The sequence below is a fragment of the Wukongibacter baidiensis genome (genome assembly GCF_050888315.1).
In the GTDB taxonomy this organism is placed as follows: Bacteria; Bacillota; Clostridia; order Peptostreptococcales; family Caminicellaceae; genus Wukongibacter; species Wukongibacter baidiensis.
Genome location: NZ_CP138202.1, coordinates 3,674,160 through 3,699,850 on the forward strand (window position 1 = coordinate 3,674,160; position 25,691 = coordinate 3,699,850).

The following is a 25,691-nucleotide window of genomic DNA, read 5'->3' on the forward strand; positions in this document are numbered from 1 at the left end:
AAGTAGGAGGGATGATAATTGGAAAGTAGATTTAGGAAAGGTATAGGGATAAAAGGAAAGTTAATAATAATGTTTAGTGTACTAATATCAGTTCCAATTATAGCATTATCAATATTCACCTATAAAAAATCTGTAGATATATTAGAAGAAAATATTAAAACTACATCAATGCAATTAATAAATGAAACTAAAGGCTCAATAGTTAATCTTTTTAAAGGCTATGAAGAGAGCGTTGTTCAAATGGCAAATGGTACAAATGTAATTAGTATTTTGAATAATGAAGACTCATTACCACTTATGATGGAAGAATTTAGAAACTTTATAGATTCTCATAAAGAGGTTTACGCAATATATATAGGAACAAAAGATAAGAATATGTATATATACCCTGAAGCTGATTTTGCCGATGATTATGACCCTGCTTCACGACCGTGGTATAAAAAAGCAATGAGTGAAAACAAACTGGTTTGGACTGACCCCTATAGGGATTCTGGAACAAATGAGCTGATGGTATCTGTTGCTGTGCCCGTATACAATAAATATGAAGGGAATAGCCTAGTTGGGGTAATAGCTCTAGATATAGAGCTTGATACATTGTCCCAGATGATAAATGATACGAAAATTGGTAAAAATGGTTATCCAGTTATTTTGGGCAGCAATAGAAATGCAATTACACATAAAAATTCTGAGTTAATTGATAAGCCCGTACCAATAAAGGGCTTGAATGAAGCGATAACGGAAAAGAGTGAAGGATATATTGACTATGAGTGGGAAGAAGATGGAATACTTAAGGACAAGTTTGCAGTTTTTACGAAAATAGAAAAATTAAACTGGGTTATCTTAGCTACAATGTATGTCGAGGAAATTGCAGAAGATACTCACAGTATATTTTACAACACCATAATATTTGGAGGACTATCGTTAGTCACAGCTATTATTGTATCCATTTGGCTTTCTAATAGGATAACAAGATATATGAATAAACTTCTTGACAATATGGAAAAAGTCAAGAAAGGTGATTTTACAGTAAGAAATACTATAGAAACTGGGGATGAAATAGGAGAACTTTGCGATGGCTTTAATATAATGATTGAGGAAGTCGGTAAACTCATAAGGAAGGTTCAGAAGCTTTCAGCAGAGGTTACAATGGCCGCCCAAGGACTTGCTGCAACATCCGAGGAAGCTAGTGCTTCTTCTGAAGAAGTATCTATGACAGTGGAAGAAATAGCTAAGGGAGCTGTAGGTCAGGCTTCAGAATCAGAGAGTGGAGCTAATATGGTTGTGCATTTATCGGAAAATTTCTATGAACTTACAAAAAATACAAAGGATATGTTAAGTTCAACCAATAAAGTAATGGAAGCCAACCTAAATGGTGCCCAGGTCATGAAGGAATTACAGGAAAAAACTAAATTGAATGATGATGCAACTTCAAAGATCGAAAATGCTATTGTTGAGTTAGATGATAAGACAAAACACATAGGAAATATATTATCAACTATAAGCTCTATTTCAGAACAAACAAACCTTTTAGCTTTAAATGCTTCTATAGAAGCAGCAAGGGCAGGAGAACACGGTAAAGGATTTGCAGTAGTTGCCGATGAAATTAGAAAACTTGCAGAGGATTCAAGGTATGCTGCTGATGAAATAAAGGAAATAGTTGTAAATATTCAATGTGATAGTAATAATACCGTAGAAATAATGAAAGAAGTTAAAGAAAGATCCCTTGAACAGTCACAGGCTGTTGATGAAGTAAATTGTTCATTTGAGGTAGTATCAAAATCTATTGATAGTATTTCAAAAAAGATTGAAATAATAGATGATTTTGTTATGACAATGGATAAGGAAAAGAATGAAATAGTTGCTGCTATAGAAAACATATCATCAATATCTGAAGAAACAGCTGCAGCATCAGAAGAAGTTAGTGCTTCTATGCAACAGCAGTCCATGGCAATTGAAGAAATAGCAATAGCTGCTGAAAAACTGAATGAACTTTCGGTAAATCTTGATAATGAAATTGATAAATTTAAAATATAATGCACGTATATTTTGGGGGAAATGAACTTACCTATTATTTTTTAGTAGATTTAGGATTGAACAATTATTTTTTTGATATTATGACATCTAGGATAAGAAAGGGGGTTCTCTATGTATAAAATAAAAAAAGCTGTTTATTACTTATGTCCAGATAGTGAGAAGGATCAAGTTTCTCCAGGAGTGTTAAGTATAACTGATAAACTGTTTAATGTAGAGAAAATAGATATAGAAATAGATGGTTACCCAGTTATGCAATATATAACTCCAAAGGGAGATATTATCTATTATGTGAGAACTAATGAGGTAATATGTGTTGATTATTCAAGATATTTACCTGTTATGAATAAGTATTTTGGTGATTGTGATATAGCCGGTATGGTAAATTGGCATGGTGGAAATAAGGCACCCGATAGAGTTCTATGTATTCATACTACAGGTAATGTGTCAACTGGTCACTTTGGAACTAGCTCACCAATATACTCAACAAATATTGCTCGCTCAATGGATAGGCATAGAAGACAATTGAGACTTGATGATTTTAGAGTAACTACTGAGGCCACCCATTGGTCAGGAATAGTCTATGGAGGAGAGCAAGAGTGGATAGAAGAATATCCCGTTCCTTTATTGGATATTGAAATAGGTAGTACACTGGAGAGTTGGACAAACTTGACGGCAGCAGAAGTTATTGCAAAATCCTTAGTTGAAGTTTTTGATAATGACAAACGCTATCCAACTGTACTTTATGTCGGTGGAATTCACTTTGAAGAAACCATAACTCAAGCTGTATTGCATAGCACTCATCCCGTTTCATTAACTCATATATTGCCTAGCAGATGGGTCGAACATGAGGGTTATCTAGATAAAGCAGGAGTAAAAGCCTTCGATAAGTGTGTTCACAGTATAGAAGGTGGAATAGATGCTATTGTATTTCATGAGAAGCTTAAGAGACCTTACAGAGAGTTATGTATTTTGTATGGTGAAAAATTAGGGGTTCCAGCATTTAAGAGAAAGGCATTAAAATCACCAGAAAAGACCTTAATTGCTAACTTGTGGACAGTTTAAATTAGAAGACCGAGACACAATATTTAAAGGAAAAAGGAAATAGAAATTCAAAGGATAGGGTGTAAGCAAAACATTTTAAAAAGTGTTATCAAAATGATAAATAAATATCATTTTGATAAAATACTGTGATTTTCTTTGTTTGGAGATTATGCTTGCCTTTAAAATAAAAAGTATTTATCATTTTGATAAAATACACATTCAAGCTATGGCGTAATTAAGCTAAAAAAACTTGGCATAGAGTTTGCTAATATTATAGAGTGAAGCATAATGTTAGTAAACTGTCGTTAGAAAAAAGATTGCAAAAGAGTAATCGGTTGTCTTTTTAGCTCCAGAAAACGACAGAAAATTGATTAATTTTATTACTAATTAGATATGTAAAACTGAGTTTTACATTACTTAGAAAATCGATTATATTGGAGGTGATAAAGAGATTCTTATAGTTGAATAGTATGATTAACACTGAATATAACTTTAAATTTCACGAAAAAAAAAATTAAGGAGTGCTTACAATGGATAAAATAAACAAGGTTATGAAAGAAATGGAGAAGGAACTTATAGAGTTTACTCAGGATTTGGTGAGAACAAGAAGTTTTTCTGGTCAAGAAGAGAATGTAGTTAAGCTTATAGAGAAGAAAATGAATGCTCTTGGATATGATGAGGTAATTATAGATTCTATGGGAAGTGTTGTTGGAAGAATTGGAAACGGCGAAAAAGTAATTATGTTTGATTCCCATATTGATACTGTTGAAGTAAGTGATGCTTCAAAATGGCTAGTTCCACCTTTTAGTGGTGAAATTGTTGACGGAAGACTCTATGGTAGAGGTTCTGTTGATATGAAAGCTGGAGCGGCTTCTTCAATATATGCGGGTGCTATTGCAAAAAAATTAGGATTACATGAGGGAAAGACAATTTATGTTTCTTGCACTGTATTAGAGGAAGATTGTGATGGAGAAAACCTTAAGAACTTATTTAAAGAATGTGATATAAAGCCAAACTACATGGTTATCTGTGAACCGTCGGATAACAAACTTGCGACTGGCCACAAAGGTAAAGCTCAAATTTCCATTAAAACAAAAGGTATTTCTGCCCACGGGTCAGCACCGGAAAAGGGAGTTAATGCAGTTTATGAAATGGCAGAAATCATTCAACGTATTGAAAAAACCAATGAAGGGCTTATGAAAAATGAAGGAAAAAGCGGAACGCTTGTTATGTCAAGAATTTCAAGTTTAAGTGCATCCTTAAATGCTGTACCGTATGAGTGTGAAGTATATTTGGATAGAAGAATGGTATTAGGAGAAACTGAAGATACAGTGAAAAAGGAAATGGATGCCATTATAGAGGATAAGAGAGCAACATGGGAAATTGGGACCGTATATAGAAAGTGTTGGACTGGAAAGGAAGTTAAGTATGAACCTCTTCATATGGCATGGGAAATTGACTTAAATCACGAGCTTACAAAGGCATGTTTTGCGGCATATAATGAGAATTTTGGAACCGATCCTGAACTTGATTTTTGGGATTATAGTACCAACGGGGTTACAACTATTGCTATGGGAATACCTACAATTGGTTTTGGACCAGGAGAATATAAATTAGCTCACATGATTAATGAAAACTGCGAAGTAAGCAAGATTATTGATGCTTGTAGTTTTTATTCTACGGTAATTGATAAATTATAATTCAGTCTAATATGGAAACAATGTATTAACAAGAAAAGTAGGTGACTATTAATGACACCTGCTTTTCTTATGTATATATTAAATTAGAAATAATAAAAGCAAAGAATTGTAGATATTTAGTCGAGGTGGTTTTGAAAAAATGAGGTAAAATAGTTGCAAATCAAATTTAAAAAGGATATAGTGATTAAAACAAAGTTAATATATGGAAGAAGATTAGAGGGGCTAGTTTTTTAAATAAGGTCGATAAAATCACTAGAAAAGACCTCGATTTCTAGTTAGCATATTATAAAGTATAAATTGAATTAGACATTTATATTATGTATAAGGAGGAATACAAACATGGCAGTAAGAGAAATATTACTACTTGGAAATGAAAACTTATATAAGGCTTCTCAGGAGATAACAGAGGAGAGTATAGAGAAGGCAAACCAGATCGTAGAGGATTTACATGACACGATGATGAACTTTAGAGGAAAATATGGCTTTGGCAGGGCTATTGCATCATCTCAGATTGATGAGCTTTATAGAGTGATATATATGAATTTTGACGATAATTCTATAGCATTTATAAATCCCAAGCTAGAGCCTATTGGAAATGAAGTGTTTGAAATATGGGATGATTGCATGAGTTTTCCAGGATTAGAAGTAAAGTTAGAGAGATATAGAAGGGTTAAGGTTTACTATAAAGATCTAAAATGGAATGACTGTATTATTGAGTTTGAAGGAGATTTAGCTGAGCTGATACAGCATGAGTATGATCATTTAGATGGTATACTGGCAGTACAAAGAGCTATTGATAATAAATCCTTTAGGGTTAATAAAGATAAATCAGGATGTTTTTAATTTAATAAACCATAAGGAGTTGATTAGATAAATGAGTAGAGTATTAGAAAAATCTAAATTAATAACTATTAGATGTACAGAAGAAAAAGACTTGGACTTTGTATTAAAGGCCGAACATCATCCAAACAATTCTGCTTATGTAGCTCAGTGGACAAGAGAACAACATCTAGAGTCCATGTCAGATAGTGACATTTTACATTTGATAGTAGAGGATAATACGGATTCTAAGCCAGTGGGATATATAATCAGTACTGGTTTTGAGAGTCCAGAGAGAAATATAGAATTTAAAAGAATCGTAATAACAGAGAAGGGAAAAGGCTTTGGAAGAGAAGCCCTAAGGTTAATTAAGAAGCTGAGCTTTGAAAAGTTTAATGCCCACAGGCTATGGCTCGATGTAAGAGATCATAACCTTCGTGCACAAAGTCTTTATAAATCCGAAGGATTTATTCAGGAAGGTTTATTAAGGGAATGTGTATTATATAAGGGTAAATTTGAATCAATAATTATTATGTCTATTTTAGAAAATGAGTACTTTAAAAATAAAGAATAAGGAGCAAAATATTGTGGACATCTAAAGAGTCAAGTTATACTAATTAAAAAAGTGCACTTGACAATACTTTGATGTCCAAGTATACTTTAATCATGAAAGCAGATAATACTATACATTTAATTGGAAGAATCAGAGAGAAAGCAAATAATTTTATAGTACAGGAGCTGCAGAAGCTTGGAATCAAAGGTGTAGTACCATCCCATGGAGATATCCTAGTGACTTTATTCAAGCATAATGAATTGACAATGACGGATATTGCAAATAGAATCCATAGGGATAGATCTACTGTAACTACATTAGTGAACAAGCTTATGAAATTTGGTTATATTGCAGCCAGAAAAAATCCTGAAGACGGAAGATCGAGTATAATTTTTCTTACACAAAAAGGGAGGGAGCTGGAATCGGGCTTTTATGAGATATCCCAAAAGCTTTATGAAGTTCAATATAAAGGGATAAGTGATGAGGAAAAGCAAGTATTACAGAAGCTATTAACAAAGATAAACAGTAACTTCGGATAATTTTTTTATCAAAATACTTGGATGTCAAAGTATATAGTTACAAAATCTAATGTTGGTAATAATAAATCTGAGACTATAGTTAATAAAATAATAATTGAGGAGGAGAAAAATATGAAACATTTAATTGTTTACACGCACCCAAATCCAAACAGTTTTAACAAAGCAATAGTAGATACAATTGAAGGTGCTTCTAATTCCAAAGGGCACGAGACAAAAATTTGTGACTTATATGCAGAGGATTTCTATCCTGTTCTTAAGCCTTCGGATATTGAAGCCTTTCAAAGTGGTAATATTCCAGAGGATATTAAAGCTCAGCAGGATAAAATCAAATGGGCAGAGGTGATTACCTTTGTATATCCAATATGGTGGGCTGGAATGCCTGCGATGCTTAAGGGATATATAGATAAGGTATTTTCCTATGGGTTTGCTTATCAATACACAGAAGAGGGTCCAATGGGTCTTTTAAAGGGAAAGAAGGTTATGGTCTTCAATACAACAGGTACTCCGAATGAAGTCTACTCTGAAATGGGAATGCACGCTGCAATAGAGCAGATAACTGATATGGGTATATTTAAATTTTGTAATATAGAGATGATTTCCCATACATTTTTTGGTGCAGTTCCGCAGGTTGATGATGAGACTCGTAAAGGTTATTTAAAAGAAGTGGAAAGCATAATCTCAAAAAACTTATAGGTATTAGTTATTTAGAAATGTAATTTTTTCCTTCAGGAATCCTTGGGTTTCTGAAGGTTTTTATATGGTATATTATTTATAAACCTTTAGAGACAAAACTAGCTAGGAAGTGAGATTATGAAAAGAAGACTGAAGGGTAAAGTATGGATTTATATTTTAATTATTGCTATAATAGCCATTTCTATTAACTTTAGAACGGATAGTAATGAAGAGCCTGACTTTGTTGAAAGTTTTTTAGCCTATGAGGATGATATGGAAAACGCAAATCAGGAAGACCCAATGACAAGGGAGTTATTAGAGAGATTTAAGCCAAGGATATTTATTGCTAAGGGAAGTTATATACCAATGAATTTCTATAATGATTATCTTCCAAATACAACTTTAAAAAAATCCGGGAAAATAGATAAAACCATATCAGATGAAGTATCTAGAGATAAGCTATTTGAGATTAGTAAAAGCTCTGAATTTTATCTCGATTATGGGGTTGATTACAAAAAAGCCTTAGAATTCAATGAAAATGATGTAGATCCAACTGTATATGGGAGGATATATAGAAGCAGTATAGGTGAAGGTGAGGATTCAATAAAATTACTGTTTTTAAAGTATAATCTCGTATATCCATATAGTGGACTACCAGAAAAAACTTCATCTATTAAAAAACTTGGAAGTAAAATAATAGGAAATCCCCTTGCATGGCATGAATTAGATATACACGGTGCTGTTCATATCGTATTAAGGGAAGATGATTTAACCCCACTTGGGGTCATACTTGCTCAGCATAATCATCATAGAGTTTATCTTACAGATAGAGATTTCGACTGGCCAGAAGATTCGAGGGTTGAAATAGCCATATCCAAGTATTCTAACGAACCCTATCTTGCCTTTGGAGGAGAAAGGAATGAGAGAGTAATAGGAAACCCCATGAAGATAGAATATCTCTTTGGGGTTAGTGACAAACAGCCCTTAACTGGAGGTATGGACTACATTCCTGATATCAAAGATGGAGCAGTGGAAGTTGAATGTAGACTTGAATTGCTACCCCTCGATGATCCGCTTTATACCTCAGCCATGGGACTAGGAGATAGAAAGAAGCTTGCTGGATTTTATAGGCTTTGGTATCTTGATGGACCTCCAGGCATAGATTACTATACAATGCCTCAGCTTAAGAGTATGGATGACTTAATGGTTTTCTGGTATATTGATCCTGAGGATAATGAGTTTTTTACACTGTACAATGAAGATATTAAGTCATTTACAGAATTTGAGGTGGATAATATATTGGAATACCAGAAGAGAAGGTTTTTAAATTTAATAAAGAATCCATAGATCATTAAATATATTGAATATTTTCATAATGTTGTGATATTATAGCCTTATTGTAGATCATTTTAAGGAAAGAGGTTAGATAATTACATTATGGGTGAGATTATTTCTAAGGTAATACCAATAATTTTATTGATTTCTTTAGGGTATCTAGTACAGGTTAAAGGAATTTTGAAGCAAAGTACAATTGATGAAATGAAAAAAGTAGTCATTAATATATCTCTTCCAGCTATATTGTTTATGACTTTCTTAGGCATGGAGCTAAAAAAGGAGTATTTTTTAATTATTATAACTACTTTTATCATGTTAGGAGTCTTTTGTTTAGTTGGAGGAAGCTTAAACAGAATTAAGTCAATTGCCCATCCTTTGAATCCTTTTATTGCATCGGGATTTGCCTTTGGATTATTAGGCATACCACTTTACAGTACCGTTTTTGGAGCCGAAAACCTTGGAAAAATATCTATTCTTGGAGTAGGCCATGAAGCTTTTATGTGGTTTGTCTATTTTACAGCTTTAAAAATAAGATTTAAAAATGCAAGATTTTCAATAGATGACATTAAGGGCTTCTTAAAATCTCCAATTATACTGAGTATAGTCTTAGGGATTGCCCTTAATATACTGGGTTTTGAAGTCTGGTTCCAAGAACGTGCATTGTTGAAGGGAATTTATGAAACACTTAAATATTTAGCCAATTTAGCAACACCTTTGATTTTAATCATCATTGGATTTGGGTTTAAGTTTAATAAAGAATATATGAAGCAAAGCTTTAGATTCCTAATGATTAGGATGGGAGTTATTCTTGCTGTAGGCTATACTTTTAAATATATGGTTATAGACAAAATTATTACACCAGAGCCCTTATTCAACTATGCATATTTCACATTGCTGATTTTACCACCGGCTTTTTCATTACCTATTTTTGTAGGTGAATATAGTACAAGCGAGCATAAAGAAATAGCTAATAACACTGTTGTTTTAAATACATTAGTAAGTATAATAATTTATATCTTATTTATATTTTTAAAATAAAAAGGCATTTGAGGTTTAATCCAAATGCCTTTTTAACATATTAACTACAAAGTAATTGATTTTAATTCAGAAAGGAAATAATCCTTATTTCCTTGTTCTTCAATCTTCTCAGCTGCAGATGCTGCTAAAGCAACGTACTTATCCATTAGCTCTCTATTATTGCTTACCATATAAGCCCTTGCAATAGATTCATATGCGAAGGCTAAGTCAAAATCTCCTATATCATTGTCCTTACAAAGCTCTAAAGACTGTATTCCATGAAATAAAGCGCTTTCAGGCATATTTAATAGAGCATATACCCTTGATATCTGCCATTCACCCCTAGCAAAGTTCAAAGATGTTCCTATTTTACCCCAATGAAATCTTGAGGCATGGGCTGCATGTATCATGTTCATTTCGTCTTCCTTTGTTCTATCTGTTTTGTCAATCAAATCCCAAGTATAGTTAAAGTTGTCAACGGCTTGCTTTTTGTGCCACTCTTGAATTGATAAATTTTCTTGACTCATTTTATCCCTCCATTAAAAAATATAATAATCCAGAAAATAGCTTTATATTAAAATTATAAAATGATAAAAGCCATGAGGCAATGGACACTAGGGGACATAGAGTGATGTTATTGACAATGATTCTCAAAAATGCAAAAATTAAAATATGAAGAAAAAGAATACGATTGCTATCAATACCCATTTTATAAACAATAGAATACAGGAATTGGGGCTAAAGAGAAGTTGGTTGGCAGAAAGGATAGGTGTAGATAGAAAAACAATTAGTCGTTGGACTACGGGTAAGGTTAAATATATAGCCGACTATAATGCTGAAGCCCTTGCTAAATGTTTAGAAGCTACGATTCAAGACATTTCTGATAATACAGATATCTATACGCTGGGAACCCAATTAGACAAGGAACTGGCTGTTAAGGAGATTATTTCCGAGGATTTGCTATTATTATTGTCACCAACGGGTAACTGGAGGCTTATAGAGACTATAATCAAATCAACCATTAGTCCTGGCCTAAGCAAGGAGAATATAGGGAAACTATATAATTGGCTATCAATCACAAAGTGGCGTATGAAAAATTATGATGATGCCATAGTTTTTGCAAATAAAGCATTGGAAATAGGAGATGAGATTGGAGACAAGGCTATTTCTCTCAAGGCATTATTCAATCTAGGAACCATTGAGTCCTTAATGGGGAACAATGTACCTGCTCTAGAATTTTACTTAAAGTGTTATGAGCTTAAGGAATACTTTGAGACTAAGATGGATTTAGCATCTTTATGTACAAACCTCTCTATGGTGTATAGGGATATGGTAAGTTTTAAAGAAAGTATTTATTTTCAAAAAGAAGCAGTTAGATTATTTACCAGTGAAGAAAGGAACTATAATCTTGCTATAGCCCATCAATGCTTTGGATATATATATACTGAAATCGGAGAATTCAATAAAGCAATCGAAAGCCTAAACAAAGCTATTGAATATGCTAAAAAATCTAATTACCAAGCTGGACTAGTCACTATTAATTTATATAAATTAGACGCAGTGGTTTTGAGTAATAGATTTGAAGATATTAATGATGATATAGAGGCTATTATCAATAGATTTTTAAATGAAGATTACAACGATTCCTTTTGCTTTGAGTATATTGCTAGATATTATAGAATTATGTCTAGGATACTAGAAGCTGAAAAGGTTATCAAAATAGGTCTTAAAAAGATTCAGAACAATCCCGTAGCTGAGGCAAGCCTATGGCATGAAAGGGCACGTTTGGCTCTAATAATGGAAAATCTTGAAGCCGAAAAATCCTATAGAGAAAAAGGGAATAGTATATATATAAATACAAGTTCAAAGAAAAGAGTTGTTATAGATATAATACCTGAATATGGTAGAGTGTTTTTCAAATAGATATAGCTTTGAAGTAATTAAAAATATTTTATTTTACACATACTACATCTTATAAATAGTACTATCATGACATGAAAAGTAATTACTATTTTATGAAAGGTTGGCGCATCGTTATGAAAAAAATAGGTATGTGTATACTACTAATATTTTTATTGATGACTACGGGCTGTATGGAAAAGGAATGGATACAAAACATGGTTGCTGAAGATACAGATATAAATAGCTATGACATAACCATGAAGAGAGATCTTTTATGCTTGCTAATGGCCTATCCCGAGGATATTAAAGACATACAAAAAGAAAAGGGCGGCAGGGTGTATGTAGTAATGAAATCTGGGAAAAAAATTCTCTACGATGATAAAAGAACTAAGGGTTTTCAAGAAAAGTTAGCAAATCCAGACTTACAGGATATGATGGAGCAAGTTTATCCACTTTCAAATGTTACAAAGCTTATGGATAAGGAATTTGACCCAGGACGAATTAGAGTATATACCTTGCTCAAAGAAGTTTATGGAGGTTCAAATCAGCAAGTACAATCGAATCTTTGCAATGTGAAGATGGGATATAAAAATTATCCCTTCAATCAAAATAATAAAGCTGCAGACAAATTAAGGGCTAGTATGAATGAGATCACTTCTTTGGCAAAAACTAAGCAGCAAATCTACGCATTTTTATTTCCTGCCAGTGGAACCTTTAACTATCGTTATATTGCTGGAACCAATAGATTAAGTCCCCATTCCTTTGGAATCGCTGTGGATTTAAAAAGAGATAAAAGGGATTATTGGAAATGGGCCTCAAGGGAGGATGGAGAAAAAAGATTAAAATCCTATCCTAGGGAAATCGTAGAAGTTTTTGAACGTAATGGTTTTATTTGGGGCGGTAAATGGGGCCACTTTGATATTTTACATTTTGAATATAGACCAGAACTAATAATGAAGTCCAGATACTTTTCAAAGGAGCCTACATCGGAGAAGCAATGGCATGAGGGAGTGCCTTCGTCCGGTAATCAGGTAAAGAATTGTATTAAAACTATCAATGAGGGTTTAAAATGATATAGGTGACAATAAGACATCCGCTATTTTAGGTGGAGATCTCAGGTTATTGAAAAAGTCAACAAGATGATAGGCTCTCTTATTTGATTTCAATGACATAATATAAGTCGAATCAAGAAATATTCTTTGGAATTCCTGGGAAAGATGATTATTTAAAATAGAAAGAGGATGGGAAAGAGCCTGCATTTGATCCTTTAGGAGAGGTTGAATATTGTAAGAGTTCTAACAATAAATCAGCATAGTACTAAAAAAGAACTTTATATCAATAGTTAAGGCAGGTATCTTTGTAATACCTGTCCTTTTTGTATATGGAAACTACTTGCTAAGCAGGTGGTTTTTATATACAATAAAACTTCCTTATCAAGTTGATAAAATGTTTATCGTTTTGATAAACATATTTAATAAAGATTAAACCTAAAATGGACATGTTTAATAAAAAGAGGATTATCATATTGATAAATTACTATACAAAATCATAAAGAAACTCTCTAAAAACCATTAATTCTTATTGGCATGGAATTTGCAATTAACTTTAAAGAAAAGAATTCTTTAATATAATATCAGATCATGAAAATTGTGAGGCAATGGAAAGTAGGGAGAAAAGTGGCTATATTTGAGAAAAAAGTTAATGGCGTATGGACAGAAATCAACTTAGATAATATTGCACATAATACAAGAGAAGCTAAGAGACTGATAAAAAAAGGTACAATATTATGTGGCGTTTTAAAAGCAGATGGGTATGGACATGGAGCAATTCAAATAGGAAAAACTCTTTTAGAAAATGGAGTTGAAAGATTTGCTGTGGCAAACATTTCAGAAGCCATTGAACTACGAAAAGCAAACTTCGATGTACCAATCTTAATACTATCATATACTCCAGAGTATAGAGCAAACGATATCATAAAATATGATATTACACAAACAGTATATAATTATAATCAGGCAAAGTTCTTTTCAGAAGCTGCAAGGGAGCTTGGAACAAAAGCAAAACTTCATATTAAAGTGGATACAGGAATGAATAGGATAGGATATGTCCCTTGTATTGAATCTGTTAAAGAAATAATTAAGATTATGACATTGCCTAATGCCGAAGTAGAAGGAATATTTACCCATTTTGCTCAGTCCTTCATAGAGGATAAGACACCTTGTCATATACAGGTTGAAAAGTTTTTATGGGTAATAAACGAACTTGAAAGAAATGGAATACATATACCAATTAAGCATGTATCAAATAGTGCAGCAGTAACAGATTTGCCACAATATAATTTTGACATGGTTAGGGTAGGAAGCACCTTGTTTGGATTGCCTCATATGGACAATATTGATAAAAATCGAATAGATTTAATGCCTGCTATGACTCTGAAAACAGTAGTTTCTAATGTTAAGATGGTACCGAAGGGTGAAGGCGTCAGTTACGGATATACATATATTACTCCAAATAATCGGAAAATAGCTACTTTACCTTTAGGATATGTTGATGGACTAACTAGAATTGGATCGGGAAAATCATTGGGTATTATAAGGGGGCAAAAAGTGTGTCAAGTAGGCATAATTTGTATGGATCAATGTATGTTGGATGTAACAGATATTGAAAATGTAGAAATTGGAGATGAAGTAATCCTATTAGGAACAGATGGAAAAAATGAAATAACTGCTGATGATAGAGCTAAAATACTAGGGACAGGTAATTGTGAAATAGTATGTGCCGTTGGAAGAAGAGTACCAAGAGTATATAAATCTAATGGCAGGATTGTAGATGTAGTAAACTACCTTACAAATGAATGGCAAAAATAAGAAGATATATTTGCATGGTTAAAAAGAGGAAGTATAGATAGTTTTTGATAGTGAAATTTATATATGAAATAATAAAAGAAATAGTAACATATTTTAACCTATATTCCCTAAAAGCGTCGTTAGACGCTTTTGGAGACTGTTGACAAAGTCTATTCGAAAGAGTAGGCTTTAACTTTTGAAATATATTTGTATAAATTTCAAAAAGGACTTTAGAAACAAGCGTTGAACACAACATAAAGGGGTAAAATTATGTTATCTAAGAATGAGAGTGATCAACAAAAGAGGGAATTAGTAATGATAGATCAGTTAGTAAGTGAGGATCATTTATTAAGAGCAGTTAATAAATATATAGAATTTGGTTTTCTATATGATTTAGCAGAAGGTATGTATAGTAAGGAATCATGACATCCATCAGTTGATCCAGTAGTCTTATTCAAAATGCTTAACGTAGGCTAAGCAAGTTCATCATATAAATTACTAGCATTACTAAATATGAAAGAGGAAGTATGTAGATGTAGTTTTTATACAGATCCTTGATCTTAACCTCAAAATATTCCAGTGTAAGTACTTGACACATGTGTAACGGCGAAATATAGTAAAACATAAAGGCACTGATATATATAAACATTGCATACAAAAGCTTGATTTGGGGATTTGGTGCCAGTGGTAAAATCATAGGATATAATATAGCAATACTTGGCTGGGTGCTTGCAAGGGAAAAGGATATTACGGCACAAGCTATTACGATTAATATTTCTATTGGCATACCACCATCCAATAGATTGTTTAAGAAAACATTTATTTCCTTAATATCACCTACAACATTTTTAAAGATCATAATACCCATGATTGCTATTGCCATAGAAGGTTTTATCCCTTTGTACATCGTTATAAATATATTTTCATTAACCGCATATTTTTTATCCTTTGATTTATCATATAGATTTATAATAATAGAAACAAGAATACCTGCTACAAGAGATACATAAAAGGGTAAACCAAGTATTAGAACACCAAGTAAACTTATTAGTATCGGCGATGAATAAAATGTGAAACTTACGATTGTTTTAAGGTATTGCTTTAATTCTATTTTTTCTACTGATGCTTCTTTACACCCCTTAAGATAAAATATATATCCCAATATATACATGGCTACGGCAATAGGGAACTGAAGTTTGATGAACTGCCAAAGGTCATAGCCACCGATTTCAGCCGCCAATATAATTGTTGGTGAAAGGGGAAAGAAAAAATAAAGTGCGTGCCTAAAAATTAGATTGATAGCGGCTTTTTTATCCGCCGGTATATTTAACTTATCACCAAGATTATCTACAACGGGACAAGACATCAAAGCTCCACCAGTAACCAACAGAGTACCAATGATAGCAGGTGCAATAAGTATAGTAGCCTTTGCGCTTCGCATCACTTTTTCAAGGGCAGATATCATTCTATCCAAAATCAAATACTTTTCCATTAGATGTCCTAATATAGTTATTAGAACTATTGTAAGTGCTAAGGAAATTGCTCTGTATTCTAGAAATGTACCTAAAAACGTTTTTATAGTATAATTAATTCCCCTACCGTTTAAAAGGGCTAATAAAGCAGCTCCAATCATTAAGGAGTAGCCGATGTTAACTTTTTTGTTAACTAAGAATAGTATTACAGTCATTGAAAGTATTAAAGTTAGTACAACCATTATGATCTCCTCTTCTATTATTATTAAACTATTCAATTAATTATAGTTATATCACAAAATCAAGGGGAGTTAAACCTAAAGGAGAGATAATTCTATGAAAAATTCAACTATGTGCTATATAAAAAAGAACGGAAAGACCCTAATGCTTCATAGGATTAAGAAAGAAAATGATATCCATGAAGGTAAATGGGTTGGACTAGGAGGAAAGATGGAAACCGGCGAGACTCCGGAAGAGTGTATTCTACGTGAAGTAGAGGAAGAAAGTGGCCTCAGGCTAAATAACCCAAAACTTAGAGCGATATTAACCTTTCCTAAATTTAAAGATGATGAAGATTGGTATGTTTTTCTTTTTACGGGGGAAGATTTTGAAGGAGAAATTATAGATTCAGATGAAGGTGTTCTTAAATGGATTGATGATTCGGAGATATTAGGTTTAAACCTATGGGATGGTGATAAGCTGTTCTTAAAGTGGCTTGAAGATAATAGATTCTTTTCTGGGAAGATTGTTTATGAAAAGGGAAAGCTTGTATATGATGATGTAGTATTTTATGACTACTAAAAGAATGGGGCTGTCTCATAAAGGTTTCTTATGAGTGCAGCCCCAGGGTGTTTCAGAAATTCGTTATTATGAAGCACATCTTTTTAGCCTTTTTTCAAATGAGCACCCTGCATTAAAAAATCTAAAACAAGTTCTTTTTCCTTATCATCTTCAACTTCTACTATGATATTATCAGGATGTTCCTTTACAATATACATTGCGCCTATTATAGATTTTGCGTTTACCTTGATTTCTCCTGATTGTAAATAAACCTTTCCCTTTAATTTAGAAACGAAATTTACAAACTTGTCTATTTCCTCTATCTTTACAAAAGTTGCTTGCATAGTTTTAAACCTCCTTATGAAATTTGAAATATATATTAAATATACCCCAATTCATATAAAATAATAAATAAACTTAAGCAATTTGTTTTAATTCTATGCTGAATAGAGTCTAGACAGTTTGAGAAAACCTTCTATAAGCGAGTCTAAGTCCGATTTATTTGAAAGAGAAAAGGAGATAGTAATGTTATTGTCATTCTTAAAATTTACTACTAAATTTATAATATCCTTATTCTCAGTATCTTCTAGTGATATGAACTTTATTCTGTGAAGAGGGATATAACTCCATACGCCACCATAACTACAGTCTTTTGAGTTTTTTAGATTATTATATTCCTTTATGATAATCAATTCCTTATCGGTTAAAATCGTAATATGGGACGGGCTTAATCGCCTATTAAAGTGTTTTAGAAATTTAGTCCACATTTCAGGTTGATATACAATGTTACTAATCTTTTCACCCTGCATTATACTTCGCTTAGAATAATTTAAAAACTTTAAACTGATTGCCTTTAAATAATTTAGCTTGGCTATTTCATAACCTATATCGCCGTGATCAAATTCGTTTATTGATGATCTTATGGTCTTTATTATAGGAATAAATAGATCTTTCCTAGTTGTATTAAATTCAATGGTAGTAGAAGTTGATTCACCATTTAAGACACCATGTATCCTTAGCCATGAATTTAGAAGAATAGATGCTGTTTCAACATATGTAATGCTTTTAAATGGATAACAAATGGACTTAACTTCTCTTCTTAGTTTTTCCAAGATGTATACTTTATCATTTAAAATAGATATTAGCTTAGGCTTCGATTTTCTAGGGTTAAAGGGATTAGATGGTATAAAAACTGTATATGGGAAAGCATCTGTATCATACATCAATGCTTTAAATGAAATCTCAAAGATTTCAGGTAAATCATTGTAATTATCAATCTTTTTAGGCCAAGACTCCATAGTATCAACAAGATTCATGAAAATGCTCCTTTCATATTAATGAATGAATAACCTATGCTTAATCTTCAAAGTATAGTTTTGAAATTATCTTCTTCATATCTTTTGATGCTAAGAGTAACTGTTGTAAATCTTCCTCTGAGAGTTTTGAAAGTTTTAAGGCAACTTTATTTTCTACCTCCATCCTATGGTCCATTAGGATTTTTTCGCCTTTTTTTGTAAGTGCTATATTTTTTATTCTTCTATCCTTTTTATCAGGAACCTTTTCAACTAACATCATGTCTACAAGCTTATCAACCAGTGAAGTCATATAGGGCTTTGAAACAAAGAGCCTTTTAGCAATTTCAGACATAGGGGAAGTACCTATATCATCTAAGGCAAACATAACTTCGAAATGTGAACGAGTTAGGGACTCCTTCTTATTAGAGCTTGGTGGAGTGAAAATATTTTTATGAAATAAGCGAAATATAGTAAATAAATCTTCCGATAGAAAATTTAAATCATGATCCATAGAGAATACCTCCTAAGAAATATAGTTTTCACAAATAAATAGTTAATTTATTGAATAATTCACTAAACTAACTATATAATATATAAAATTTTCTGAAAAGTCAATAAGAGAAATAATAAAAAATTCAGGGCTATTGAGCCCGGTAGTTTTGGCTAGACTTCTCTTCAAAAAATGGCCACAATAAAAAAGTGCAGCTAAATTCTACTGCACTTTCTACATTCTTATAACAGATATTATGTTCTGTAGGCTCCATTAATCTTTACATAATCATAACTTAAATCACAGCCCCATGCCTTAGCGCTATACTTCCCATTTTTTAAGTCGATTACTACTTTAATATACTCTTCTAACAGGATTTCCTTTGCTAAAGCTTCGTCAAAGGATAGTCCCATACCATTCTTAACTATTTGTATTTTTCCCTTATCGCTTTCAAAGAATATTTCTACATGTTCGGGATTGAAATCTCCACCGGAATACCCCATAGAGCATAAAATTCTGCCCCAATTTGCATCGCTACCAAAGAAGGCCGATTTGACAAGGCTAGATGTTATGATTGACTTTGCACATAATTTTGCATCTTCCTTAGTCTTTCCTCCCGATAGGTCTACTTCAATTAGCTTTGTAGCACCTTCGCCGTCCTGTGCAATCATTTTAGCAAGCTCTGTGGAGACAATATCTAAAGCTTTTTTAAACTTCATGTAGTTTGGATCTGTGTTACCTATTGTCTTGTTATTAGCTTTTCCATTTGCAAGAATGATTACCATATCGTTTGTACTTGTATCACCATCAACGGATATCATGTTAAATGAATCATTAACACTATCCTTGAGGGCTTTGTTGAGTATTTTTTTATCTATAGAAGCATTAGTTAGAATAAATCCAAGCATAGTTGCCATATTTGGATGAATCATACCAGAACCCTTTGCCATACCGCTTATAATTATAGGCTTATCATCTATAGTAAATTCTATAGATATGGTTTTTGTAGATGAGTCGGTAGTAAGTATTCCCTTTGCAGCATCTTCGAAACCGTCGTAGGAGAGGAGTTTTGCAGCACCTTCAATTCCTGGAATGATTTTCTCCATAGGCATTGGAACTCCAATTATACCAGTAGATGCTACAAGAACTTCATTAGGCGATAGGTTTAACTCTTTAGCTGTAGTTGCAATCATAATCTCTGCGTCTTCAAAACCTTTTTTTCCCGTACATGCATTTGCATTACCGCTATTTATAACGATAGCCTGTGTATTACCATTTTGTACATGCTCCATATTTATCACAACAGGCGCAGCTTTAACCTTATTAGTAGTAAAGGTAGCTGCTGAAACAGCACTGTATTCACTATAAATTATACTTAAATCTTTCTTTGACGTGTTCTTCTTTACACCAGAATATATTCCAGTAGCCTTAAAACCCGGAACGGGTATGAATTTATCATACTTTTTCATGTTAAAAACTCCCTTCAATATTTTTATTAAGGTACCATTGCTGGGAAATTAAGCCCTTCCCATTCATCGAACCCACACATTATATTCATGTTTTGAATAGCCTGACCTGCAGCGCCCTTAATAAGATTATCTATGGCAGAAATGGCTATTATTTTATTGGTTCTTTTATCAAATCTAATACCTATATCACAGAAATTTGAACCTTTAACCCACCTTGTTTCGGGAATGTCCTCGGCTATCCTCACAAAATAATCCTCGGAATAAAAATCCCTATATACATCATGAAGGTCTTCGGATGAAAGCTCTCTGCTTGCCTTACTATAACAGGTAGCTAAGATCCCCCTATTCATTGGAATGAGGTGTGGGGTAAACAATAAATTTATATTTTCATTAGTTAAAAGTGATAGTTCCTGTTCAATTTCTGGGGTGTGTCTGTGCTCACCGACCTTGTAGGCTTTGACTGATTCATTACATTCACAGAATAAGGTACCCGTGCTTAGAGATCTTCCAGCTCCTGAAACTCCAGATTTTGCATCGATTACTATTGTGCTGGTATCAATAAGCTTATTCTTAATAAGTGGAGCAAGGGCTAAGATGCTTGCTGTAGGGTAACATCCAGGATTAGCAATAAGCTGTGCATTTTGAATCGACTCTTTATTCAATTCAGGTAAACCATAGACAGCATCTTTAAGTAGTTCATCACCTTGATGGTCTAATCCATACCATTCCTTGTATAGTTTTGAGTCATGTAGTCTAAAGTCAGCTCCTAAATCAATTACTTTAATACCTTCAGGGAGAAGAACTTTAGTTATATCCATTGATTTCCCATGGGGGAGTGCAATAAATACAATATCTACAGAGGTGAGTTTTTCATATATTTGTTGAATATTTATACAATAATTCTGTATAAATCCTCTATGGTTTTTGTAAATGGATGCATATTCATTACCTGAATAACTATGGGATGCTAAAAATGAAATATTTACTTCTTTATGATTGTTTAGAAACCAAACTAACTGTTGTCCAGCATAACCTGTGGAACCAATAACTCCTACTTTCATAAAATCACCAACCAACCTAATATTTATTAAAAATAATTATACATACCAACTTATAAAAATGCAATATTTTTTTAAAAAATATTGCATAAATATATAAAAATAGGTATAATTATAAACAATCGAAAAGAATGGGTTATTTTAATAAAAGGCTGGTGAGAAAGAGTGAAGGTATTAGAGGAAAAGGTCAGGGTCCTTGTAGAAGCCCTTCCCTATATCAAGAAATTTGCAGGTAAAACCTTTGTTATAAAGCTTGGTGGAAGTATTATGAGAAACAAAGAAGCAAAGGATGCTTTTATAAAGGATATAGTATTGATGAAATTAATAGGAGTAAATATAGTTATTGTTCATGGTGGTGGACCGGATATATCAAATAATCTTAATGCTTTAGGAATAAAAAGTAACTTTATAAATGGCCTAAGGGTAACTGATAAAGAAACGATGAAGGTAGTGGAGATGGTTTTAGCTGGATGTGTAAATAAGGAAATAGTTTTTGATATTAATAATCATGGAGTTAAGGCAATAGGAATAAGTGGTAAGGATGGAGGTTTTATTAAGGCTAAGAAAAAGTATATATACAATGATAATGAAAAAATTGATATAGGCTTTGTGGGTGATGTAGAAGAAGTAAATGTAGACTTCCTAGAGGACCTAATAGAAAAAAACTATATTCCCGTCATTGCCCCTACGGGATTTGACGAAGAGGGAAATAGTTATAATATAAATGCTGACTACGTGGCTTCTTCTGTAAGCTTTGCCATGAAAGCAGAGAAATTAATACTGCTTACGGATGTAGAGGGGTTATATAAAGATTTTGATGATAAAACAACATTTATTTCTCAGCTTACCATTGATGAGGGAAAGACGTTGATATCTGAGGAGATAATAAATGGAGGTATGAGGCCTAAGCTAGAGTGTTGTATATCGGCTATAGAGAGTGGAACAAAACGTGTTCACATGATAGATGGTAGGAAGGAGCATTGCTTGCTTCTGGAAATATTCACTGACAAAGGAATAGGAACAATGATAAAGGGAGGAGAGGATTAAAATGGGAAAAGAGTATCTTATGGAATCATACACTAGATTTGATGTGAATTTTGAGAAGGGTATAGGAACTAAACTTTACGATACAGAAGGGAAGGAGTACTTAGATTTTGTGGCTGGAGTAGCTGTTAACTGCCTTGGACACTGCCATGAGTCAATTGTTAAGGCACTTGATGAGCAGAGCAAGAAGCTCATACATGTTTCAAATCTTTACTGGACTCCTACTCAGACTAAGTTGGCCGAAAAATTAGTGACCCTAAGTGATCATGATACAGTTTTTTTCTGTAACAGTGGAACAGAAGCAAATGAAACAGCTATAAAAATAGCTAGAAAATACGGAAAGCTCACTGGTGATACTGAAAAGTATGAAATCATAACCATGGAAAACTCCTTCCATGGAAGAACCCTAGGCTCATTAACCATTACTGGACAGAAAAAATACCAAAAGGACTTTATGCCTCTGATGGGTGGGGTAAAGAGCGTAAAGTTTAATGACATAGGTGATTTAGAAAAAAATATATCTAAAAAAACCTGTGCAGTAATAATAGAGCCTGTACAGGGAGAAGGCGGTATAATAAATGCCGATATTAAATTTTTAGAGGCAGCAAAGAAGTTATGCGAAGAGTACAATGCTCTTTTGATATTTGATGAGGTCCAATGTGGCATAGGAAGAACTGGAGAGTTATTTGCATACAAGGGTTTTGGAGTGGTACCGGATATTGTATGTCTAGCAAAAGGACTTGGAGGAGGTTTTCCTATTGGCGCGGTTTTAGCTAATGAAAAGGCCTCTGTTTTTAAGCCCGGTGATCATGGCTGTACCTTTGGGGGAAATCCCTTAGGCTGTGCGGTTTCCTTGGCGGTATTAGAAGAGCTGACAGAAAACAAGGTGCTTGATGGAGTTAAGGAGAAGGAGATAGCCTTTAAGGAAGGAATAGAGAAGTTGGCATCGGAGTATAGCTTCATAAAAAAAATAGGTGGGAAAGGGCTAATGTTGGGACTGCATCTAGATATAGAAGCAAAAACAATAGTTAGTAAAGCCTTTGAGAAAGGACTCCTAATAATAGGAGCAGGTAGCAACGTGATTAGGATAGTTCCACCACTTAACATAACGGAAGATGAAATAAAAGATGGATTAAAAATTTTAGAAGAAGCTTTTCAGGAGTTGTAAATATTAAGAAGGGAGAGGAAGTTATGATATCGGTGTTAACCCATGACATGTTAAACATAGTCGATGTTAATGCTATACTGAGTTTAAATAAAGATGGATATGTTCATATAGAGCCTAAGGTAAAGAAGGTATCAATAATAGATTTAGGAATGGAAAAGAAGGATATAATAGCCTTTTCAGATTTTAATTTCAGCGTCAATATTTTTAGTGGGAAGTTTAAGATAAACCAGCTTTTATCCTTAAACAGCGATGCCTATATATTATGGGGAAATAAAAATAACCAAGTAAATATAGAATGCTTGATTAATAAGGTTAAGAAGCTTATAGGGAAGAAGACAATTATAGGAATTGGCAGTGGTAAAGAGATTTTAAAGACTATTATTAAGAATATGGGTGAAGATGATTGGAAAGAGAATGATGAAATGATGAAGCATTGTAAGTATGAAATATATTGTGTGGATGATGACAGTATAGAAAAAATAGGTAAGATAATATAGTTAGAACTATTTGAAGGGGGCTATCTCATAAAGGAATTTTATGAGTACCCCCTTTACTAATCACATAAAATTTGCAAAAAACAGTCAATGTAATCGGAATAAAATTACTAGTTAAAATCAGCAATATTAAGTTTATTTTGACAGTGTAATTGTGAGAGAACGCCTAATGTAACTTTCTGAGCATTTTGTGAAGCTAAAGCCCCAGATTTTTTAATATCTTCAGGTGAATTCTCATTTGAAAAATCAGATATTCCCCTATATACAACATAAGGAATATGATGTAAAAACGCTATCTGTCCAACGGCCGCCCCCTCTGTCTCAACACACAAACCATTAAGCTTTATCCTTAATTTATCGCGTAAATTAGTATTGGCAAGAAAAATATTAGATGTTAAGATTTTTCCAATATGAGTATTAAAATCAATATTTTTCACATTTTTAGCTAGTTGAATTAATTTCTTATTAGCTTTATATACTGAAATTTTAAGACTAGGATACTGGCCTATAGGAATTCCTATAGATGTATAATTAACATTCCAAAACAGACATCCGCTAGAGATAACCACATCTTTAAAATTTAAATCTTCAACTAATGAACCTCCTGCTCCGTTAAAAATAATTTTACTAACTTTAAATTTCTGTATTAAAAGGCATGAAGCCAATCCAGCATTAACAGTACCTTGTTTAGAAATGCAAATTACTACGGGTATTCCTTCTAAAATACCTATAAAAAAGGGAATGTCTGATATAGTGATTTTCTTCTTAATCTCTGTTTTTGAAAGAAGTAAACTTACCTCATTTAGATCAGACCCTATTATCCCAATAATCATTCTCTTTATCGGTAATCTAGTGCCCATTTAATCAATCCTTTCTAATATAAAATTTTTCCTCTTTGTCTCGATACACTATATGACTCAACGTTTTTAAAAGCTAATAAAATATTTAATAAATTTTTACTTTGAGTAGGAATAATAAGAAACCTAGTGATTTAAGATATTTCAACGCAATTGGAACAGTAGTCTTTTAATAGCGTACATTGAAGAGAAATAGAGGAGTAAGTTTTATCATCAATGGATTACCAAATTATTAAAGGAACTTGGCTTCATACACATATGATATAATTATGTGAAATCAATATGACAGAAAGGGAGATAAAAATGAAAAAAATTATAGTAGGATTAGTAATTTTGTTGCTAATAAGTACAGGCACAGCATTTACAGCGCCAATATCACAACAGATTGAGGTTCTATTTAACTCTATAAATATAGAGGTTAATGGATCGCAGGTAGAAGCCGATAACATACTCCATAATGGGACTACATATGTGCCCCTTAGAAAGGTAGCTGAGTTATTAAATAAGGAAGTTGCTTGGAATGCAGAAACTAATACGGCACAGATCAATGATAAGAATGCAAATTTACATAATCCAATTGTTACAATCGAAATGGAAAGTGGAGAAAAAATAAAGGTAGAATTGTATCCAGACGTAGCACCGAATACAGTGAACAATTTCATATCACTAATAAACAAAAAGTTTTATGACGGTCTTACCTTCCATAGAGTAATTCCAGGTTTTATGATTCAGGGTGGAGATCCTAATGGAAATGGAACAGGTGGACCAGGGTATGGAATTAAGGGAGAATTTATGCAAAATGGTGTAGAAAATAATCTGATGCATAAAAGAGGCGTAATATCTATGGCTAGATCATCTGCTCCAGATTCAGCAGGTTCACAATTTTTTATAATGGTAAAAGATTCACCATTTCTAAATGGAGAATATGCTGCATTTGGTAAAGTAATAGAGGGTATGGAAGCTGTAGATAAAATTGTAGGAACAGAAAGAGATGAGCGAGATAAACCGTTAAAGGCACAAGCGATTAAAACAGTGAGCGTTGAACTGTTTGGAAAAGAGTATAAGGATCCGGAAATAATAAAGTAAAGCTTTATACCTATGGTATT

At 32.9% G+C, this 25,691-nt stretch carries 26 protein-coding genes; 18 read left to right on the forward strand and 8 right to left on the reverse strand.

Annotated elements, in window-relative coordinates; all coding sequences use genetic code 11:
- Positions 1–18 precede the first annotated feature (18 nt).
- The 9 genes from R9X47_RS16555 to R9X47_RS16595 all read left to right on the forward strand — a co-directional run bounded on the left by R9X47_RS16555 (position 19) and on the right by R9X47_RS16595 (position 9,731).
- Entirely contained in the window at positions 19–2,034 is a 2,016-nt protein-coding gene (locus tag R9X47_RS16555; protein ID WP_432662164.1) for a methyl-accepting chemotaxis protein, read from the forward strand.
- A gap of 111 nt (positions 2,035–2,145) precedes the next feature.
- Entirely contained in the window at positions 2,146–3,096 is a 951-nt protein-coding gene (locus tag R9X47_RS16560) for a D-aminoacyl-tRNA deacylase (protein ID WP_432662165.1), read from the forward strand.
- A 509-nt stretch (positions 3,097–3,605) separates the two neighbouring features.
- Positions 3,606–4,775: a YgeY family selenium metabolism-linked hydrolase gene (locus R9X47_RS16565; RefSeq protein ID WP_432662166.1), complete on the forward strand. Its 1,170-nt coding sequence runs from the start codon at positions 3,606–3,608 to the stop codon at positions 4,773–4,775.
- Positions 4,776–5,114: 339 nt separating this feature from the next.
- Positions 5,115–5,618, forward strand: coding sequence for a peptide deformylase (locus R9X47_RS16570; protein ID WP_432662167.1), 504 nt, complete (start codon positions 5,115–5,117; stop codon positions 5,616–5,618).
- Positions 5,619–5,649: 31 nt separating this feature from the next.
- Complete coding sequence (locus tag R9X47_RS16575) at positions 5,650–6,168, forward strand: GNAT family N-acetyltransferase (RefSeq protein WP_432662168.1); 519 nt, start codon at positions 5,650–5,652, stop codon at positions 6,166–6,168.
- A gap of 92 nt (positions 6,169–6,260) precedes the next feature.
- On the forward strand, positions 6,261–6,686 hold the full coding sequence (locus R9X47_RS16580; protein WP_432662169.1) for a MarR family winged helix-turn-helix transcriptional regulator: 426 nt from the start codon (positions 6,261–6,263) through the stop codon (positions 6,684–6,686).
- Between the two features lie 111 nt (positions 6,687–6,797).
- Positions 6,798–7,379: an NAD(P)H-dependent oxidoreductase gene (locus R9X47_RS16585; protein WP_432662170.1), complete on the forward strand. Its 582-nt coding sequence runs from the start codon at positions 6,798–6,800 to the stop codon at positions 7,377–7,379.
- Between the two features lie 117 nt (positions 7,380–7,496).
- On the forward strand, positions 7,497–8,705 hold the full coding sequence (locus R9X47_RS16590) for a hypothetical protein (RefSeq protein ID WP_432662171.1): 1,209 nt from the start codon (positions 7,497–7,499) through the stop codon (positions 8,703–8,705).
- Between the two features lie 90 nt (positions 8,706–8,795).
- Complete coding sequence (locus tag R9X47_RS16595) at positions 8,796–9,731, forward strand: AEC family transporter (RefSeq protein ID WP_432662172.1); 936 nt, start codon at positions 8,796–8,798, stop codon at positions 9,729–9,731.
- 44 nt (positions 9,732–9,775) lie between these two features.
- Here the strand turns inward: R9X47_RS16595 and R9X47_RS16600 are convergent, their stop codons facing one another.
- Positions 9,776–10,237, reverse strand: coding sequence for a hypothetical protein (locus R9X47_RS16600; protein WP_432662173.1), 462 nt, complete (start codon positions 10,235–10,237; stop codon positions 9,776–9,778).
- Between the two features lie 145 nt (positions 10,238–10,382).
- Between R9X47_RS16600 and R9X47_RS16605 the strand changes: the two genes are divergently transcribed.
- The 4 genes from R9X47_RS16605 (at position 10,383) to R9X47_RS16620 (ending at position 14,884) form a co-directional block, all read left to right on the forward strand.
- The gene (locus tag R9X47_RS16605) at positions 10,383–11,633 is read left to right on the forward strand and encodes a tetratricopeptide repeat protein (RefSeq protein WP_432662174.1); all 1,251 of its coding nucleotides are present in this window, start codon (positions 10,383–10,385) and stop codon (positions 11,631–11,633) included.
- A 113-nt stretch (positions 11,634–11,746) separates the two neighbouring features.
- Positions 11,747–12,685: a M15 family metallopeptidase gene (locus R9X47_RS16610; RefSeq protein ID WP_432662175.1), complete on the forward strand. Its 939-nt coding sequence runs from the start codon at positions 11,747–11,749 to the stop codon at positions 12,683–12,685.
- Between the two features lie 603 nt (positions 12,686–13,288).
- On the forward strand, positions 13,289–14,479 hold the full coding sequence (alr, locus tag R9X47_RS16615; protein ID WP_432662176.1) for an alanine racemase: 1,191 nt from the start codon (positions 13,289–13,291) through the stop codon (positions 14,477–14,479).
- A gap of 249 nt (positions 14,480–14,728) precedes the next feature.
- Positions 14,729–14,884, forward strand: coding sequence for a hypothetical protein (locus R9X47_RS16620; protein ID WP_432662177.1), 156 nt, complete (start codon positions 14,729–14,731; stop codon positions 14,882–14,884).
- Between the two features lie 37 nt (positions 14,885–14,921).
- Here R9X47_RS16620 and R9X47_RS16625 read toward each other — a convergent pair whose 3' ends face one another.
- Positions 14,922–16,172: a DUF401 family protein gene (locus tag R9X47_RS16625; protein WP_432662178.1), complete on the reverse strand. Its 1,251-nt coding sequence runs from the start codon at positions 16,170–16,172 to the stop codon at positions 14,922–14,924.
- A 94-nt stretch (positions 16,173–16,266) separates the two neighbouring features.
- Between R9X47_RS16625 and R9X47_RS16630 the strand changes: the two genes are divergently transcribed.
- Entirely contained in the window at positions 16,267–16,731 is a 465-nt protein-coding gene (locus R9X47_RS16630; protein WP_432662179.1) for an NUDIX hydrolase, read from the forward strand.
- An 83-nt stretch (positions 16,732–16,814) separates the two neighbouring features.
- Here R9X47_RS16630 and R9X47_RS16635 read toward each other — a convergent pair whose 3' ends face one another.
- The 5 genes from R9X47_RS16635 to argC all read right to left on the reverse strand — a co-directional run bounded on the left by R9X47_RS16635 (position 16,815) and on the right by argC (position 21,025).
- Positions 16,815–17,054, reverse strand: a complete 240-nt coding sequence (locus R9X47_RS16635; protein WP_432662180.1) for an HPr family phosphocarrier protein — start codon at positions 17,052–17,054, stop codon at positions 16,815–16,817.
- Positions 17,055–17,147: 93 nt separating this feature from the next.
- Positions 17,148–18,026 (reverse strand): hypothetical protein, encoded by an 879-nt coding sequence (locus R9X47_RS16640; RefSeq protein ID WP_432662181.1) that lies wholly within the window; start codon positions 18,024–18,026, stop codon positions 17,148–17,150.
- Positions 18,027–18,066: 40 nt separating this feature from the next.
- A complete protein-coding gene (locus R9X47_RS16645; protein ID WP_432662182.1) occupies positions 18,067–18,516 on the reverse strand; it encodes a MarR family winged helix-turn-helix transcriptional regulator in 450 nt (149 codons plus the stop codon).
- Between the two features lie 233 nt (positions 18,517–18,749).
- Positions 18,750–19,964, reverse strand: coding sequence for a bifunctional glutamate N-acetyltransferase/amino-acid acetyltransferase ArgJ (gene argJ, locus R9X47_RS16650; protein ID WP_432662183.1), 1,215 nt, complete (start codon positions 19,962–19,964; stop codon positions 18,750–18,752).
- Positions 19,965–19,990: 26 nt separating this feature from the next.
- Complete coding sequence (gene argC, locus R9X47_RS16655) at positions 19,991–21,025, reverse strand: N-acetyl-gamma-glutamyl-phosphate reductase (RefSeq protein ID WP_432662184.1); 1,035 nt, start codon at positions 21,023–21,025, stop codon at positions 19,991–19,993.
- Positions 21,026–21,187: 162 nt separating this feature from the next.
- Between argC and argB the strand changes: the two genes are divergently transcribed.
- From argB to R9X47_RS16670, 3 genes are read left to right on the forward strand one after another with little or no spacing between them, the layout of a single operon-like run.
- Positions 21,188–22,069: an acetylglutamate kinase gene (argB, locus tag R9X47_RS16660; protein ID WP_432662185.1), complete on the forward strand. Its 882-nt coding sequence runs from the start codon at positions 21,188–21,190 to the stop codon at positions 22,067–22,069.
- A 1-nt stretch (position 22,070) separates the two neighbouring features.
- Positions 22,071–23,234, forward strand: a complete 1,164-nt coding sequence (locus R9X47_RS16665; protein WP_432662186.1) for an aspartate aminotransferase family protein — start codon at positions 22,071–22,073, stop codon at positions 23,232–23,234.
- A 23-nt stretch (positions 23,235–23,257) separates the two neighbouring features.
- A complete protein-coding gene (locus tag R9X47_RS16670) occupies positions 23,258–23,731 on the forward strand; it encodes a hypothetical protein (RefSeq protein WP_432662187.1) in 474 nt (157 codons plus the stop codon).
- Between the two features lie 107 nt (positions 23,732–23,838).
- Here R9X47_RS16670 and mtnN read toward each other — a convergent pair whose 3' ends face one another.
- The gene (gene mtnN / locus R9X47_RS16675) at positions 23,839–24,561 is read right to left on the reverse strand and encodes a 5'-methylthioadenosine/S-adenosylhomocysteine nucleosidase (protein WP_432662188.1); all 723 of its coding nucleotides are present in this window, start codon (positions 24,559–24,561) and stop codon (positions 23,839–23,841) included.
- Between the two features lie 327 nt (positions 24,562–24,888).
- On the opposite strand from mtnN, the gene R9X47_RS16680 reads away from it, so the two are divergent.
- A complete protein-coding gene (locus R9X47_RS16680) occupies positions 24,889–25,671 on the forward strand; it encodes a peptidylprolyl isomerase (RefSeq protein WP_432662189.1) in 783 nt (260 codons plus the stop codon).
- The last annotated feature ends 20 nt before the right edge of the window (positions 25,672–25,691 follow it).

What these genes read in the sequence shown, in the direction of transcription:
- R9X47_RS16560 (WP_432662165.1), top strand. Translation starts at nt 2,146, where the DNA reads ATGTATAAAATAAAAAAAGCTGTTTATTACTTATGTCCAGATAGTGAG.
- R9X47_RS16625 (WP_432662178.1), bottom strand. Translation starts at nt 16,172, where the DNA reads ATGGTTGTACTAACTTTAATACTTTCAATGACTGTAATACTATTCTTA.
- R9X47_RS16570 (WP_432662167.1), top strand. Translation starts at nt 5,115, where the DNA reads ATGGCAGTAAGAGAAATATTACTACTTGGAAATGAAAACTTATATAAG.
- R9X47_RS16595 (WP_432662172.1), top strand. Translation starts at nt 8,796, where the DNA reads ATGGGTGAGATTATTTCTAAGGTAATACCAATAATTTTATTGATTTCT.
- R9X47_RS16575 (WP_432662168.1), top strand. Translation starts at nt 5,650, where the DNA reads ATGAGTAGAGTATTAGAAAAATCTAAATTAATAACTATTAGATGTACA.
- R9X47_RS16670 (WP_432662187.1), top strand. Translation starts at nt 23,258, where the DNA reads ATGATATCGGTGTTAACCCATGACATGTTAAACATAGTCGATGTTAAT.
- argC (WP_432662184.1), bottom strand. Translation starts at nt 21,025, where the DNA reads ATGAAAGTAGGAGTTATTGGTTCCACAGGTTATGCTGGACAACAGTTA.
- R9X47_RS16565 (WP_432662166.1), top strand. Translation starts at nt 3,606, where the DNA reads ATGGATAAAATAAACAAGGTTATGAAAGAAATGGAGAAGGAACTTATA.
- argJ (WP_432662183.1), bottom strand. Translation starts at nt 19,964, where the DNA reads ATGAAAAAGTATGATAAATTCATACCCGTTCCGGGTTTTAAGGCTACT.
- R9X47_RS16610 (WP_432662175.1), top strand. Translation starts at nt 11,747, where the DNA reads ATGAAAAAAATAGGTATGTGTATACTACTAATATTTTTATTGATGACT.
- R9X47_RS16680 (WP_432662189.1), top strand. Translation starts at nt 24,889, where the DNA reads ATGAAAAAAATTATAGTAGGATTAGTAATTTTGTTGCTAATAAGTACA.
- R9X47_RS16630 (WP_432662179.1), top strand. Translation starts at nt 16,267, where the DNA reads ATGAAAAATTCAACTATGTGCTATATAAAAAAGAACGGAAAGACCCTA.
- R9X47_RS16600 (WP_432662173.1), bottom strand. Translation starts at nt 10,237, where the DNA reads ATGAGTCAAGAAAATTTATCAATTCAAGAGTGGCACAAAAAGCAAGCC.
- R9X47_RS16605 (WP_432662174.1), top strand. Translation starts at nt 10,383, where the DNA reads ATGAAGAAAAAGAATACGATTGCTATCAATACCCATTTTATAAACAAT.
- R9X47_RS16620 (WP_432662177.1), top strand. Translation starts at nt 14,729, where the DNA reads ATGTTATCTAAGAATGAGAGTGATCAACAAAAGAGGGAATTAGTAATG.
- R9X47_RS16585 (WP_432662170.1), top strand. Translation starts at nt 6,798, where the DNA reads ATGAAACATTTAATTGTTTACACGCACCCAAATCCAAACAGTTTTAAC.
- R9X47_RS16590 (WP_432662171.1), top strand. Translation starts at nt 7,497, where the DNA reads ATGAAAAGAAGACTGAAGGGTAAAGTATGGATTTATATTTTAATTATT.
- mtnN (WP_432662188.1), bottom strand. Translation starts at nt 24,561, where the DNA reads ATGATTATTGGGATAATAGGGTCTGATCTAAATGAGGTAAGTTTACTT.
- R9X47_RS16645 (WP_432662182.1), bottom strand. Translation starts at nt 18,516, where the DNA reads ATGGATCATGATTTAAATTTTCTATCGGAAGATTTATTTACTATATTT.
- R9X47_RS16635 (WP_432662180.1), bottom strand. Translation starts at nt 17,054, where the DNA reads ATGCAAGCAACTTTTGTAAAGATAGAGGAAATAGACAAGTTTGTAAAT.
- R9X47_RS16665 (WP_432662186.1), top strand. Translation starts at nt 22,071, where the DNA reads ATGGGAAAAGAGTATCTTATGGAATCATACACTAGATTTGATGTGAAT.
- R9X47_RS16580 (WP_432662169.1), top strand. Translation starts at nt 6,261, where the DNA reads ATGAAAGCAGATAATACTATACATTTAATTGGAAGAATCAGAGAGAAA.
- R9X47_RS16640 (WP_432662181.1), bottom strand. Translation starts at nt 18,026, where the DNA reads ATGAATCTTGTTGATACTATGGAGTCTTGGCCTAAAAAGATTGATAAT.